Annotated in this window: 9 protein-coding genes; 1 reads left to right on the forward strand and 8 read right to left on the reverse strand. The window is 34.2% G+C overall.

Features of this window, described 5'->3' with window-relative positions:
* Positions 1–264: 264 nt before the first annotated feature.
* The 8 genes from A0O34_RS01310 to A0O34_RS01345 form a co-directional block, all read right to left on the reverse strand.
* Positions 265–1647, reverse strand: a complete 1383-nt coding sequence (locus A0O34_RS01310; RefSeq protein ID WP_066750363.1) for an MFS transporter — start codon at positions 1645–1647, stop codon at positions 265–267.
* A gap of 12 nt (positions 1648–1659) precedes the next feature.
* Positions 1660–2178, reverse strand: a complete 519-nt coding sequence (locus A0O34_RS01315) for a nuclear transport factor 2 family protein (RefSeq protein WP_066750366.1) — start codon at positions 2176–2178, stop codon at positions 1660–1662.
* A gap of 105 nt (positions 2179–2283) precedes the next feature.
* Positions 2284–4140, reverse strand: coding sequence for a glycoside hydrolase family 13 protein (locus tag A0O34_RS01320; RefSeq protein ID WP_066750369.1), 1857 nt, complete (start codon positions 4138–4140; stop codon positions 2284–2286).
* 153 nt (positions 4141–4293) lie between these two features.
* Entirely contained in the window at positions 4294–5334 is a 1041-nt protein-coding gene (locus A0O34_RS01325) for a succinylglutamate desuccinylase/aspartoacylase family protein (RefSeq protein ID WP_228394338.1), read from the reverse strand.
* Positions 5335–5638: 304 nt separating this feature from the next.
* A complete protein-coding gene (locus A0O34_RS01330; RefSeq protein WP_066750372.1) occupies positions 5639–7798 on the reverse strand; it encodes a glycoside hydrolase family 97 protein in 2160 nt (719 codons plus the stop codon).
* A 137-nt stretch (positions 7799–7935) separates the two neighbouring features.
* Positions 7936–8904: a SusE domain-containing protein gene (locus A0O34_RS01335; RefSeq protein ID WP_082891072.1), complete on the reverse strand. Its 969-nt coding sequence runs from the start codon at positions 8902–8904 to the stop codon at positions 7936–7938.
* 21 nt (positions 8905–8925) lie between these two features.
* Positions 8926–10557, reverse strand: a complete 1632-nt coding sequence (locus A0O34_RS01340; RefSeq protein WP_066750375.1) for a RagB/SusD family nutrient uptake outer membrane protein — start codon at positions 10555–10557, stop codon at positions 8926–8928.
* 12 nt (positions 10558–10569) lie between these two features.
* Positions 10570–13305, reverse strand: a complete 2736-nt coding sequence (locus tag A0O34_RS01345) for a SusC/RagA family TonB-linked outer membrane protein (RefSeq protein WP_066750379.1) — start codon at positions 13303–13305, stop codon at positions 10570–10572.
* Between the two features lie 337 nt (positions 13306–13642).
* Between A0O34_RS01345 and metG the strand changes: the two genes are divergently transcribed.
* Complete coding sequence (metG, locus tag A0O34_RS01350) at positions 13643–15679, forward strand: methionine--tRNA ligase (RefSeq protein WP_066750382.1); 2037 nt, start codon at positions 13643–13645, stop codon at positions 15677–15679.
* Positions 15680–15687: the final 8 nt, after the last annotated feature.

Raw genomic sequence — 15687 nt, forward strand, 5'->3', positions numbered from 1 at the left:
ATTAAAAGCTACGATTAGCTTAATAAAAAATTAAAATTCAATAGATTGTATGAATAGAAATTAGATTTTAGATATTAAAAATTAGATTTATTTTCTAAGTGTACAATTCGAATTGTTATTGTAGGTTTTGGCTAAAGCCTTCTTTTTAGATTAACTAAGAAAGCGGGCTAAAGCCCGCTCCTATTGATGTGTATCGTTAAATTTAAAGAATTATCAAAAATATAATTCATAATTCATAATTCATAATTCATAATTCATAATTCATTAAAAATGTACCTGTTGAATTTCCTCTTCAATTTCCTGTGGTGTTTCGTCTTCTGATTTAATGAAAATCATTGTAACTATTGCTCCAATCAACATACAGACTCCTCCAACCACAACATAATCCATTGCCTGATTTCCGAAAATATTGCTTACAATCGGACCTCCGAAAAGTCCATTAATGATTTGCGGAATTACAATAAAAAAATTGAAAATTCCCATGTAAACGCCCATTTTTCTTTGCGGAATAACCTCAATCAACATCGCATAAGGCATTGCTAAAATACTCGCCCAAGCAAACCCCAGTCCTATCATTGACATCCAAAGATGGTTGACATCTTTAATGAAATACATTGAAATCAATCCTAATCCGCCACAAGCTAAAGCAAGAGCGTGGGTTTGTTTTTTCCCGATCCATTTTGCAATTGGAGTTAATAAAAAAGCGAATGGAATTGCCCAAAGATTGTACATTCCGAATAATTCGCCCGTTAAATCTCCTGCGTTATTGAACGCTTTCGAGTGAGTATCTTCAGGAGAAAGTCCAAAATGATGGGTTGCTAGAGCACTTGTCGTAAAAACCCACATCGTAAACAAGGCAAACCAAGAGAAAAACTGGACGATTCCCAATTTTTTCATTTGAGTTGGAATGTTCGCAAAATCCTTGAAAATATCTCTGAATTTAGACTTTTCTTCCACCACTTCTTTTCCATCATCAAATTCCGCAAATTCTTTTGGTGAATATTCTTTAGTTGTAATAATTGTGTAAAGTATCGTTATGATCAGCAATCCGGCTCCTACATAAAAAGAATAGATGACATTATCTCCTACAAAACCCTCCGGAGCTTCATTTGACACTCCTAATTTTGTCAGTAAACTTGGAACATACGAACCTACAACCGCCCCTATTCCAATTAAAATAGTCTGAATTGAAAATCCCAATGTTCCCTGATGTTTCGGAAGCATATCACCTACCAAAGCTCTGAAAGGTTCCATCGCAATATTCACGGAAGCATCCATCATCGCAAGGAAAATAACCGCTAATAAAAGTGCATTTGCCGCAAACATATGAGTCACCGTTGCGGCATTCGGAAGCAAGACCAATCCAATCGCACACAAGATCGCGCCAATTAGAAAATATGGTTTTCTTCTTCCTAATGGGCTCCAAGTGTTATCGCCCATATGTCCAATGATTGGCTGAACGATTAATCCCGTAAAAGGTGCAACCAGCCAAAACCAAGACAATTCGTGAACATCAGCTCCTAAATTGGCCAAAATTCTGCTCGCATTTCCGTTCTGTAAACCAAAAGCCATCTGAATTCCCAAAAACCCCATGCTCATATTGATGATTTGAGGCATGGAAAGATTCGGTTTAATTTTTTTTGACATTGTGTTTTATGTTTATTTTTTTGTTTTTAAATCCTGAATAAGAATATCTTCAATTGCAGTTTTTTCAGAAACCACTTTATCAGACACATCATTTGGAATTGTCATTGAAAGTACATATTGTTTTACTTTCCAAGCTCCGTTTATTTTTTCTACAACTCCGGAACCACGGCAGATTTTCATTTGAGTATCCAATACCTCATCAAACCAAGCCAATTTTCCGTCTTTGCTGAAATAAATGTTTCTTTTTAATGAAGTGAAATTCCAGGTTTTCTTTTTGTCGAAATAAGGTTTTGCCCAAACCATGAACGCTTTTTTATCCCAAACTTCGGTTGCATCTGTTCCAATAAAAGTCGATTCATCGGCATAGAAATTAAAATAAGCATTGAAATCAGCTTTTGCTGCTGCGACATTGAAAGCGTCGAGCATTGTTCCGATTTCTGTTTTTTCTTTATCAAATTTTGATTGCGCTGAAATGGCTGTAAAGCTCAGTACAAATAAGATTAAAGTAAAGAATATTGTAGTTTTTTTCATATTTAAGTTATTTTTTATTCTCTAAACACTAATAGCACAAATATTTTCACGAATGACACTAAATAATTTGTGAAAATTTGTGAAAATATTTGTGCCAATAGTGTTTTATTTTAATTCAATAATTATCGACGTTTTTGCAGGTATTTTTAAGCTGTTTTGTAGTGAAACTTCCTTATCAGAAATCACATCTTTACCTTTTGAAAAACCGTTTAAAGATTCTGCAAAATGTTTTAAATCTAATGTTTCTTCTTTTTCATTATTATTTAAAACCACCATTACGCTTTCTTTTTCATTATATCTAAAATACACAAAAACATTATTCTGTGGAACGAAATTTTTAGTTTTTCCGGAATGGATCACTTCTTTTCCTTTTCTCCAGTTTAATAATTTCTGAGTGAACTCGTAAAATTCCTTTTGTTCAGGCGTTTGAGCAGAAGTTTGGAAAGCATTTTGTTTATCCGACTTCCAACCTCCCGGAAAATCTCTTCGGATATCTGCATCACCGCCTTTATTTTTGTCGCCACGCATTCCAACCTCGGAACCGTAATAAATTTGTGGAATTCCACGAACTGTTGAAATTAAGGTTAATCCCAATTTGTACGCTTTCGGGTCATTATTAAAAATTTCATTCCATCTTTCTGTGTCATGATTTTCAAAGAAAACCATTACATTATTGATGTCAGGATAAAGAAAATCGCTTGCTAAACTGTTGTAAATTCTGTTCATTCCCGTGTCCCAACCTTCTTTTTCCTTCAAAGCTTTCGGCATGTCGCCGTACAGCATAAAATCCATCACAGACGGAAGGTTTGAGTTATAATTCGCCGCTTCTCCTGTTTTTGAACCCTTTTGCCAAGCTGAAATATAGGCCGCGGTATTCAGCCAAGTTTCTCCAACAATATTGAATTTCGGATATTCGTCAGTGATTGCTTTTGCCCATTTTGCCATCGCTTCTTTATCGTTGTAAGGATAAGTATCTACACGAAAACCTCCCAATTCAGCGTATTCTATCCACCAAATTGCGTTTTGTATTAAATATTTTAAAACTAAAGGATTTTTTTGATTAATATCAGGCATCGTTGTATCAAACCAACCGTCTAATGCTACTTTTTTGTCGACTTCAGAAGCATTTGTATCGAATTGTGTTGTTGTTTTGTAATTGGAACGTTTGAATCCTTTTTCCTCATCACTAAATAAATGAATCCAATCTTTTGTGGGTAAATCTTTGATCATCCAATGCGAAATTCCCCAGTGATTGGTGACGTAATCCATCACCAACATCATGTTTCTTTTATTTAATTTTTGAGAAAGTTCTCTGTATTCTTCGTTGGTTCCGTAACGTCCATCAATTTTATATAAATCGGTTTGGGCGTAACCGTGATACGAATACACTTTTTCATTGTCCTCATTCACCGGAGTTAACCAAACTGATGTCGCCCCTAAATTTTGGATATAATCAAGATTGTTGATGATTCCTCGTAAATCTCCACCATGTCGGCCATTTGGAAGACTTCTGTTTGCTTTTTCCGTTAAATTTGGACTTGAATCATTTTTTTCATCACCATTTGCAAAACGGTCAGGCATTATTAAATACATTACATCTTTAGAAGTAAAAGATTCTCTGTTGGCAGAGTTTGGCATTTTTTCTTTTAATTCATAAGTGTAAGAACCAATATTTTTTTTGCCGTTTTTAATATTGATCTTAAATTTCGGAACATTGATTTCGTTGGTATTAACCGTCACAAAAACATAGTTAGGGTTTTCAACTTTCTGAATATTTTTAACCTGAACACCATCTGAAAGCTCGACTTCATTATTGGCAATATCTTTTCCGTAGACTAAGATCTGAAGTTCGGGGTTTTTCATTCCTTTCCACCAGAAAGCGGGTTCAACCTTGTCTAAAGGTTTTTGAGAAAAAGCTATGACTGCAGTTGAGATCGCAATAATTGTGTATAATTTTTTCATTTTTTTGTGCTTTTATTTTAATTAAAATAGGTGCTTTTATTTTTTTAACGCTAAGAACGCTAAGTTTTTTTTTTGACTACTATATTCTTTTAGTTCGCAAGGGCGCTTCACTCAGCAAATGATAGCAACATTTAAAATTTATTCTAAATTTATCTACTTTTCTGAATACCCGATGCAAAATAAAGTTTCATCTTTATTTACAGGTGGAGTTCCTATTTTGTATAAAATAATTCCATCAGTTTTAGAAATAACATCCTGTTTTTTGTTTCCAAATCCATCTGTAATATAGCCTAAAATTTGATTTTTTGTTACTTTATCTCCACTTTTCAACTCGCTGTAAAAAATTCCGCTTTCGGGAACTTTTATATAATCCTGCCGATCAAAAAATGTTGGTTTTCTTTCGTTTTTAATCTTCGGTTTACTTTTTACATAATTTCCAGAAGATTCAAGCATATTGTAAACGGCAATTTTGATCATGTCTACATTTTCTTTTTGAACGGTCCCTAATTTTCCAGCTTCAATGCTTAAAGCTGTAATCCCCTGCTGGGTTGCCTGTTTAAAGACATATTTTGCAGGTTCTGTAGACGTAAGATTGTATGGGTAAGAAACAATGTAGTTAATTTGAGATTGAGCAGATAGATTGTGAGCTAATTTTGTATTTTCAGGGCTATCTTTTCTGTCGTAATAACACACAAAAGGCAGCAAATCTTCATTCGCATCTCCTCCGTGAATGTCTAAAAATATGGTGGAATTTGAAATAATTTCTTTCGTAATAATATTCGCGATCTGGTCGGTAGGAGTTCCGTTTTGAGAACCCGGAAAAGCATTATTTAAATTTTTATTATCTAACGGATTAATGAAAGGTGTTCTTTTCTGAAAAGCCTCAACATTCGCGATTGGAACAATGATTAAAGTTCCTTTTACTTGTTCAGGTTTGATCTCATTTAGTAATTCCTGAACGGCAATAATTGGTGGATATTCGTAGCCGTGAATTCCTGCAACGATGCTGAAAACAGGGCCTTTTTCTTTTCCTTTAATTATGGTTATTGGTAAATAGGTTTCTTTTGAATCATTTTTGATCGTGAAAATGGTATCCTTTCTGAATGTTCCTTTCTGCTCAATTATTTGACTGATCTTCTGTGCGTTGATTAACCCGCCTATTAAAACCAACGATAGTAGAGCTGCTTTCTTCATTTTTTTCATAGAATTAAAGATAATTAAATATTTTTTTAACACCTGTTGTTCTTTGTGTAATCTTATTTAGAAAAAGATTTCTAATCGAATGAGAAAAAAGTTTGTCAAAGTCTTAAGATTTTGACAAACTTTGTAGTTGTGTACTCACTCGTAGCCCCGATCGCAGCATTTGTTTGAGCTCATTTTTTTTTGGATTCGGCGCGGCTTTGCCGCGCCGAATCCAAAAAAAAATAGCGAGTGCGGAGAGCGGGAAATAGCTCCTAAAAATTATTTGCTATTCCAAATCTTCACACTCGCTTAAATTTTATTTTATTGGCTTAATAGAAATTGCGAATCCGCCACTTCTTACCATTTTAAAATTAATTTTTGATTTGTTTGTGATCTCTTTCTTATAGATATTATAACTTTGAGGATTATCGATATAATCAGCATCTTTTCCATCTTCATAGATTGTTGCTTCATACTTTTGACCTTTATCTAAGAAAGAAAAATCTACAGTATATTCACGTTTGTTTTCATCGGTAATACCTCCAACGAACCAATCATCTGTTCCTTTAGCTTTTCTAGCCGTAATTACATAATCACCAGGTTCTGCCGATAAGATTTTTGTATCATCCCAATCAGCAGCAACATCCTTAATAAATTGGAAAGCATCCATATGCTTTTTGTAGTTTTCAGGTAAATCGGCCGCCATTTGAAGAGGCATATACATTGTAACATACAACGCCAATTGCTTTGCCAATGTAGTTTTCACAAAACGCTTATCTCCAGGGAAATAATAATCTAATTTTGTCTGAAAAATTCCCGGTGTGTAATCCATAGAACCACCCATCCATCTTGTAAATGGTAAAATCGTCTGATGATCAGGATTATTTCCTCCGAAAGCTTCATACTCCGTTCCACGAGCAGCTTCTGCAGAAATATAGTTCGGATACGTACGGCTTTCTCCCGTCGGACGAACCGATTCGTGAGAATTGACCATGATTTTATACTCGTTTGCTTTTTCAGCAATTCTGTAGAAATGGTTGATTGTCCATTGAGAATAATGATGTTCCCCTCTTGGAATAATATCTCCTACATAACCCGTTTTCACAGCATCATAACCGTATTTGTTCATTAATTGGAAAGCTTTGTCCGCCCATCTTTCGTAATTCGTTGCAGAACCAGAAGTTTCGTGGTGCATGATTAGCTTAATTCCTTTTGAATGAGCGTATTCATTCAACATTTTAATATCAAAATCCGGGTAAGGAGTGATAAAATCGAAAACAAATTCTTTTGAATGACCGAACCAGTCTTCCCAACCGATGTTCCAGCCTTCAATTAATAATCCTTTGAACCCATTTTCTGCTGCGAAATCGATATACTCCTTAACTTTAGTATTGTTGGCAGCATGTTTTCCGCTTGGTGTTAATTTTGAAAAATCGGTTTGTCCGATACGAACATTTGACTCAGGTTCCGCGTATGCCCACTGAGATTTCCCGATGATCATTTCCCACCAAACGCCCATATATTTTGTTGGATGAATGTAAGATGTGTCGGTATATTTTGTAGGCTCATTAAGATTAAAAATCATTTTTGAAGCCATCACTTCTTCCGCTTTTGGCGAAACAATGATCGTTCTCCAAGGCGTAACAGAAGGTGTTTGGATATATCCTTTTGCACCCTGTCTGTCTGCAGTAAGGTGCGTTTTAAATTTGAAATTCTGAGCATCAACTTCCAAATGTGAAGCCGGGTAATCTAAAACTGCAGCTTCCGCAACGTTGATATATAAAGGATCTTTGCCTTCTTTTTTCAGCATTAATGGAGACTGAACGGCATTTTTAACTAAAGCCTGGGACGCATTTGCATCAAAAGCCTTATCCCATCTTGCAGGAATTTCAGAAATTTTTGTTTCCTGATATTGGTATTCCTGAGAATCGTAATCTGCAACCATCCACCAAACTTTCATGTCTGTTGGGAAATCGATTTCAGAATCTTCTTCACGAATTGTGAAATAGTTTAGGTTTTTCTGCTGTGGAAACTCATACCTGAATCCCAACCCGTCATTAAACAATCTGAATTTTACAACAATACTTCTGTCAGCCGACGCCTGATTAAGCGTAACTGCCAATTCATTATAATTATTGATATAGTTTTTCTTTTCACCAAGAACAGGCTGCCAGGTTTCGTTTTTAGAATCTCTTTTTTCATCTGTTTTTGTAAAACCGTTGTTAAGATCGAATTTTGCATCTTCAGGTTTTGCAATCTCCGATGCAAATTTTATCGAAGTATCTTTAAATAACCTCAACCCTAATTTGGAATCCTCAACTACTGTTGCGCCATTGTATTTTAGGTTATAATAAGGTACTCCTCCTTTTAACTGGAAACTCATTTCAAACTTTCCGTCCGGCGATTTTAAAGATTGTGCATTGGCAACTCCAAACATCATTGAGAGCAAAAATGCTCCGATTGTCATTTTCTTCATATTGATTATTATAAGCTTTAAAAATAAAAAAACTGCTGCTGTAAAGTAACAGTTTTAAAGAATTTATAGTTACTAATTTATAGTATAAGTAAGTGCATACGGATCGAAAGTAATCGTGTGTTGACCTGCTGAAATCGCTAAATTACCTCCAGAAGTTGAAGCATTTCCGCCAGCCCCCCCCAATTTGGTTGACTCCAGTCATGATTAAGCCTGAATTTAAACTCTCCAGCTAAAAAGGTAGCTGTAGCAGTCCACTTCAATTGAGTATTATCCCAAACCATATCTATATCTGTACTCCAGTCACCACCAGGTGTTGCAGATCCTATTAAACTCATTTGATAGGGGATCATCTTCAGAGTATTAGCATTTGTATCTACCGTAGTTTGATAGTAACCAAGACCAGGTGCTATAATATCACCACCTGTATTATACAAAATAGGAATTGTATTTATTCCTGATGAAAATTGACTATTTGTTCCGTAAGAATTGTCCCAGTTTTTCTGTGGGGTAATTTTGAATGCAAGTCCATTATCTGCAGTTGCCAGAAATTTAATGTAACCAACATAAATACCATTTGAAATTGGAGACATAAGAGTATTTGCCGTATTAGGATCCCATTCCTGATATTTACCCGGAGCATAAATATAAGAAATCAATGCATAAGGATTTACAGAAATTTTTTGTACTGCCGAATAAACAGGGGCGCCTTTTCCTACAGTAGTTTTTAATCTTACATCTACATTAGAAGCAACACCAGTTGGTAATGCAAGGCTCAACATTAAAGCATTAAATTCTATTACAGTATAAGATTTAGATAATACTCCACTACTTAAACCTGCTTCTTTTAGTGGGGAAAAGCTTGTGCCGGTAACTGCAAATTGCAACACATTGGTAGTTTCTACCGCAGGAGTATATTCCGCAGGAGTAATAGTGAAAGTAATTGCATTGTTATTTGCATTTGCACTAGATAAAGACAATGTAGTTGCACTTGCTTTAAGTGTAGGCTCAGATTTTAAAGATAAAACAGCTTGATCTTCATCTTTTTCGCAAGACCAAACCAGCATAATAGCTACAGCTGCGAAAAGAAGTTTTATTATATTTTTCATTATTGTAATTTTTTTTAAAATTTAATAACCTGGGTTTTGAGATAGGTTAGAATTGATATTCAAATATTTATTCGGAATAGGGAATAAAGTTCTGGTAGGTGCTATAGAATTTCCATTTTGGATCCCTCCTTTCCATTGCCAAGTGTAGCCGGATACGTAATGATTTAATCTGATTAAATCCTGTCTTCTTGTGCCTTCCCAGTACAATTCTTTAGCTCTTTCGTTCAAAATAAACATTTCTTTAGCGTCAGTTGTAGTAAGAGCATTAATATCAGACATTGTAATGTTTGTAGCATTACCTCTTGTTCTTAAAGTATTGATATACCCTAAAGCTGTAGCTGTACTACCTTTTCCATTAACAATTGCTAGTTCTGCATACATCAAATAAGCATCTCCCATTCTGAATAAAGCAAAATCTGCATCTGCAAAAGTACCATCACTTCCGCTTGCACCGCTTGCTTTTTTGTTAGAAAACTTAATCAATTTTGTACCTTCTTCAAATTTAGCATAATCTGAAATAGATGCAGGATCTGTACTTCCAGCTACTTTCATTACTCTAGCATCTGTTCCTGTAGATTGAATAAATTCTTGGCGGGCTCTAAAACCTGCCCAACCATCATTAACACCTAATGTAGCTCCTACCGGCTTAGTACAACTTGCAAGAATTAAAAAAGTAGTTCCTCCGTAAGTTTTTGTTTTAACACCATCAAAATTAATAGGGAAAATAACTTCATCTTGCGCTCCATTGATATTGTTATCTGCTTTAAATAAATCAGCATAAGGTATTGTTGCTACTTTATATGGCGAACCAATTACTTTTGTGATTTCGGTTAAAGCCTCCGTACTTCTATCTGTACCAGTATATACTTTTGCATTTTGGTATAGTTTGGCTTTCAACATCCAAGCAGCAGCTTTATCTGCTCTACCGTATTCATTGGTTTTTGCAGCTGCTAAATCTCCATCTATATCATTTAACTCTCCAAGTATATAGTTGAAAACATATTCTCTTGATTGTGCTGACGGTGTTACACCAGAACCAATAATGTAATCCTCTGTTGCAAAAGGAATTTTACCGTAAATATCTATTGCGTGATAGTAAGATAAAGCTCTTAAAAATCTTGCTTCCGCACGGAAAGTTTTTATTTGGGCTTTTAACTCTGCTGAAACCCCTCTTGATGATAATTTTTCATCGGTAGTTTCTCTTAAAAACTCATTTACCAAGCCAATTTGGAAAAATATTCTTGCAAAAAAAGCCTCATTGAATTTATTATCTGCGTTCCAAGTATTGAAGTTTAAATCTTTAATCCCCGGATTATCAGATTCTCCCCAAGCAATAATAGCTTCATCAGTTGTTAATTCTTGTAATTGCCAATATCCTCTGATATATTGTGAAAAACCCTCGTTAGGGCCTCCATCTACTTCTAATCCTAAATCTGAATTTCCGTTAGGAGAAGTTTGTCCCGTTACCGCTAGACCAGCATAAATTTTCGCTAAAAACTGCTTGTACGAGTCTGGATTGGCATAAAATTGTTCAGATGTGTATAGTTCATCATCATTTACTTTAACATCCAAATCATTAATACAAGAAGTCACTGATAAAAGAAATACACCAGCAATAGCCAGGTTTCTTAATTTTAATATATTTAATTTCATTTTTTCTAAAGTTTAAAAGTTTGCATTAATCCCTAAAGTAAACATTCTTGCTCTTGGATATATTGAAGAATCTCTTCCTTCATTAAATACTTCTGGATCTATGTTTTTATATTTCGTGATAACGAGTACATTATTTACACCGGTATAAAATCTTATAGAACCATTGTTTTTTAATAAATTATTAAAAGTATATCCTAAAGTTACATTATCCAATTTCACAAAACTTCCGTTTTTAACGTAATAGTCAGATTCTTTATTGGTAAATCTAAAATTAGTATTAGTAAAGTCTACAGGAGCATTATTAATAGTACCATCTACCGTATTATAAATGTTACCTAATTGCGCTCTATCTGCAGAAATTTGATCATATAAATAATTTCCTATACTTGCTCTCCAAGCCATAGAGAAATCGATATGTTTTCCAAAAGTTGCATTGGTCATAAAGCCCATTGTTACATCTGCTTGTGGTTTTTTGTAAATATATTTATCTGCAGAAGTTATGACACCATCATTATTTCTATCTACATAAGCTCCTTCTATTGGTTTACCATTGTTATCATACACCTGTTGGTACACATTAAACGCATAAGGAGAATATCCTGTTGTAAATGTTTGTATAAAAGCACCCAAACCTACACCACCTTTATCAATTTTATCTGACTCTAACTCTTTAATTTTTATATTGTTATAGGTTGCATTATAATTGAAATTCAGGGTGAAGTTTTCTTTTTTCACAGCTTTTATATCCAATCCCAGCTCTATCCCTTTAGACTGTAGTCTACCAATATTTTTAGGACCAATAATCCTTAAATTTTCTAAAGGACCTTCTGGTACGATAGAAAGCAAGTCTTTAGTATCTGCTAAATAAAAATCTAATGTCCCTGTTACTCTATTTTTAGCGAATCCAAAATCTAATCCTAGATTATATTTTATACTTTCTTCCCATTTTAGGTTTTCATTATATCCATTGGCTTTTGCAATCTGATAAAACGTATTTCCGAATTGATAGTATAATGTAGAAGATACGTTATAGGTTTTAAAATAATCATATCTGTAATCTAAAATATCTTGCTGTCCTGTTTTACCAACACTTGCTCTTAGTTTAAGATCCGAAAGTGTAGAATTTCCTTTCAGGAAACTTTCTTCAGAAATTTTCCAAGCGGCAGCTACTCCACCGAAATTACCCCATCTGTTATCTTTACTAAAACGAGAAGAACCATCTCTTCTATAATTTACGGTAAGTAAATATTTATTGTTATATCCTAAATTTAACCTACCAAAAAATGCCTGTAAATTAACATCCGGTTTAGAATCCGGATTATAAAAATTATTAATAGGGTCTAAAGTGTATAAAAATGTATTTTTAGTATCGAAACTAGTTTTATGGTAGTTTTGATATTCATAACCTCCCATTACATCAAAATTGAATTTGCCAAAAGTTTTACCATAATTCAACTGTACGTTAGCATTTTTATTCAATAGGCTTTCTCCAGTGAAAGACTCTGAACCATAATATGCAAAAGTATTTGCAACAGAATAATATCCGTTTCTAGAATTTTTAGTTGTAGTTATATGCCCGTCTAATTCTTTACTATCCAAACCTGCGTTAGCAACTAATCTCAATTCCGGTAAAAAATGGAATTTATATTCCATGTTTACATTTCCAAAAAATCTTTTGAAATTTTGAATATCGTGCTTATTTCTTAACTGTGCTACAGGATTCGAAACTCCATTAGGATTATAAGTGCCTGTCGTAGAATTGAAATTACCTCCTCTGTTTTCATAGTAACCATCTCCGTAGATAGAATTGTCATCATAAACAGATTGTGTAGGGTTCATGGAAAGTGCATTACCTATAGCTGCTTCATCGGCATTATTTTTAAAAGTATAAGAATAAGTACCCGTAATATTAAATTTTAAATGATCATCGAAAAAACTAGGGCTAATTGCAATATTTCCTGTTGTTCTTTGAAAACCGGAAGTAATCAATAATCCACTATTTTCTAAATGATCTACAGAGAAACGGGTTGGTACTTTTCCAAACAAACTTCCGGAAACAGAAGCGTTAATATCATTAGTTACAGATGTTTTAAAAATTTCATCTTGCCAATCAGTATTAGCAGTGCCTAATTGAGCTATTTTATCCGGAACAAATTGATTAATTAAAGTCCTAAACTCATCACCATTATATACTTTGATTTTTTTAGCGAGCGTATTAACCGTAGTAAAAGCATTTAATGATACCCTTAATCTTTTTCCTCCTTTTTTGGTTGTAATTAATAAAACCCCATTAGATCCTCTAGATCCGTAAATTGCAGTAGAAGCTGCATCCTTTAATATAGAAAAAGATTCTATGTCATTTGGGTTGATAGTAGATAAAGAAACTCCATCTAAAGGCAAACCATCTACAACCAACAAAGGCTCATTACTTGCATTTAAAGAAGAGCCTCCTCTTACTCTGATGATCGGTTCACTTCCTGGTGTTCCAGATTGGGTGATTACCACTCCGGCAGCACGACCATTAATAAGCCCTTCTGCAGTTGTTACAGCACCTTTATTAAAATCGGCTGTTGATAGAGAGGTGATTGAACCTGTCAGATCAGTCTTCTTCTGCTTCCCATACCCTATCAAAACAACCTCCTCTATTTTTTTCTCCTTAGTAATAGAGTCTTTTGTTTGTGCATGTATCATTGTGCTTGCCAAGAGAAAAGCAGGCGCAATTTTTAATACCGTTGTAAAATTTTTCACAATATTGTTTTTTTATATAGTTTGTTTTTTATAATAATTTTGGCATAGAGCCAGACTTGTAATTTATAAAAAAAATAGAATTATCATAAATTTAATGAAAATTAAGATAAAATTATGTAAATTACCTGAGTATTTTAAACCAAACTACTGTTTTTCATTCACTTACGATAAATTATGTGAAACATAACAACACGCCAAGGTTAACAATAAGTTAAACATCTATTTAACTAAATGTAATATTTCAAACATCCTAAACAATTTTAAAGCTTTTTAAGCAGAGACTAGCACCAGTTTTTGGGAGATAATCCGTATCTTTGCAGATAAAATTTTACTATAAATGTCAAACAGAAAGATGATTACGGCAGCTTTGCCTTATGCAAACGGACCGGTTCATATAGGACATTTGGCAGGTGTTTATATTCCTGCGGATGTTTACGCAAGATTTCAGAGAAGATCAGGAAAAGATGTAGCGTTTATCTGTGGTTCAGATGAGCACGGAATTCCTATCACCATCAGAGCAAAAAAAGAAGGAGTTACTCCACAAGATATTGTAGACAAATACCACGAGATCATCAAAAAATCGTTCTCAGATCTTGGGATTTCTTTTGATGAATACTCCAGAACGACTTCTAAGAATCATCATGATACAAGTCAGGATTTCTTTAAAGTTCTTTACGAAAAAGGGAAATTTACAGAAGAAGTTTCTGAGCAGTATTTTGACGAACAGGCTAATGAGTTTTTAGCTGACAGATACATCGTTGGAACTTGTCCGAATTGTGGAAACGAAAATGCGTACGGAGATCAGTGTGAGAAATGCGGTACTACTCTTTCTCCATCAGAATTGATTAATCCAAAATCAATGTTAAGCGGAAATGTTCCGATTCTTAAAGAAACTAAGAACTGGTATCTTCCATTAAACGAATATGAAGATTTCCTTAATGAATGGATCATTGAAGGCCATAAAGACGACTGGAAACCTAATGTTTACGGACAGGTTAAATCTTGGTTAAACGATGGGTTAAAACCGCGTGCTATGACCAGAGATCTTAACTGGGGGGTTCCTGTTCCGCTTCCAAATGCAGACGGAAAAGTATTGTATGTTTGGTTTGATGCACCAATTGGATATATTTCTTTCACGAAAGAATGGGCTGCGAAAAACGGAAAAGACTGGAAAGATTACTGGCAGCGCGAAAACAGTGATTTAGTTCACTTTATCGGAAAGGATAATATTGTGTTCCACTGTATTATTTTCCCTGCGATGATGAAGGCTCACGGAGATTATATCATGCCAACCAACGTTCCTGCTTTTGAATTTTTAAATCTTGAAAACGATAAAATTTCAACCTCAAGAAATTGGGCAGTTTGGGCACATGAATATGTTCAGGATTTCCCTGGACAGCAAGATGTATTAAGATATGCTTTGCTTTCTTCTGCTCCTGAAACTAAGGATAATAATTTTACTTGGAAAGATTTTCAAACTAAAAATAATTCAGAATTAGTTGGAATTTTTGGAAACTTTATCAATAGAGTTGCTGTTTTGATTCATAAATATTATGATGGAGTTGTTCCTCAAGGTGATGTAAATGCTCCTGAATTACAGGAAATCAATAAATCAGCAAAAGAAATTTCAGGATTCTTAGAAAATTACGAATTCAGAAACTCATTAACTGCTTTAATGAATTTAGCACGTTTCGGAAATCAATATCTTCAAGCTGAAGAGCCTTGGAAAACCATTAAAGACAATCCGGAAAAAGCGGCACAATCTTTATTCGTTGGAGCTCAGATTGCCGTTGCTTTGGCTCAATTGTGTGAACCATTTATGCCTTTCAGTTCTGAGAAATTATTGAATATGTTCAACGTTGAAAAATCAAACTGGAATGATGTTGAAACTAAAAATGTTTTAATTGAAACAGGCCATAAAATCAACGAATCATCACTTCTTTTCTCAAAAATTGAAGACGATGTTATTGAAGCTCAGATTCAAAAATTAGAGGACACAAAACAAAACAATAAAAAAACAAACCCTAACGCAAATCCTATGAAAGAGGAAATAACTTTTGATGATTTCACGAAAATCGATTTAAGAACAGCTACTATTATTGAAGCTGAAAAAGTTGAGAAAGCTGATAAATTATTAAAATTAACTGTTGACACTGGCGTTGACGTAAGAACAGTTGTTTCCGGAATTGCAGAAAGTTTCACTCCGGAAGAAGTGATCGGAAAGCAGGTAATGATTTTATTAAATCTTGCTCCAAGAAAAATCAGAGGAATTGAGTCTCAGGGAATGTTGCTATTAACAACAAAACCAGACGGAAAATTATCTTTTGTAACTCCAGATGATTCTCATGTAGAAAACGGTATTGAGATTGGATAAATTCTAAT

Origin of the sequence: Chryseobacterium glaciei, from assembly GCF_001648155.1 — a bacterium.
In the GTDB taxonomy this organism is placed as follows: domain Bacteria; phylum Bacteroidota; class Bacteroidia; order Flavobacteriales; family Weeksellaceae; genus Chryseobacterium; species Chryseobacterium glaciei.

Excerpts from the sequence above, each read along its gene's own strand:
- A0O34_RS01310 (WP_066750363.1), bottom strand. The coding sequence starts at position 1,647 with ATGTCAAAAAAAATTAAACCGAATCTTTCCATGCCTCAAATCATCAAT.
- A0O34_RS01315 (WP_066750366.1), bottom strand. The coding sequence starts at position 2,178 with ATGAAAAAAACTACAATATTCTTTACTTTAATCTTATTTGTACTGAGC.
- A0O34_RS01320 (WP_066750369.1), bottom strand. The coding sequence starts at position 4,140 with ATGAAAAAATTATACACAATTATTGCGATCTCAACTGCAGTCATAGCT.
- A0O34_RS01325 (WP_228394338.1), bottom strand. The coding sequence starts at position 5,334 with ATGAAGAAAGCAGCTCTACTATCGTTGGTTTTAATAGGCGGGTTAATC.
- A0O34_RS01330 (WP_066750372.1), bottom strand. The coding sequence starts at position 7,798 with ATGAAGAAAATGACAATCGGAGCATTTTTGCTCTCAATGATGTTTGGA.
- A0O34_RS01335 (WP_082891072.1), bottom strand. The coding sequence starts at position 8,904 with ATGAAAAATATAATAAAACTTCTTTTCGCAGCTGTAGCTATTATGCTG.
- A0O34_RS01340 (WP_066750375.1), bottom strand. The coding sequence starts at position 10,557 with ATGAAATTAAATATATTAAAATTAAGAAACCTGGCTATTGCTGGTGTA.
- metG (WP_066750382.1), top strand. The coding sequence starts at position 13,643 with ATGTCAAACAGAAAGATGATTACGGCAGCTTTGCCTTATGCAAACGGA.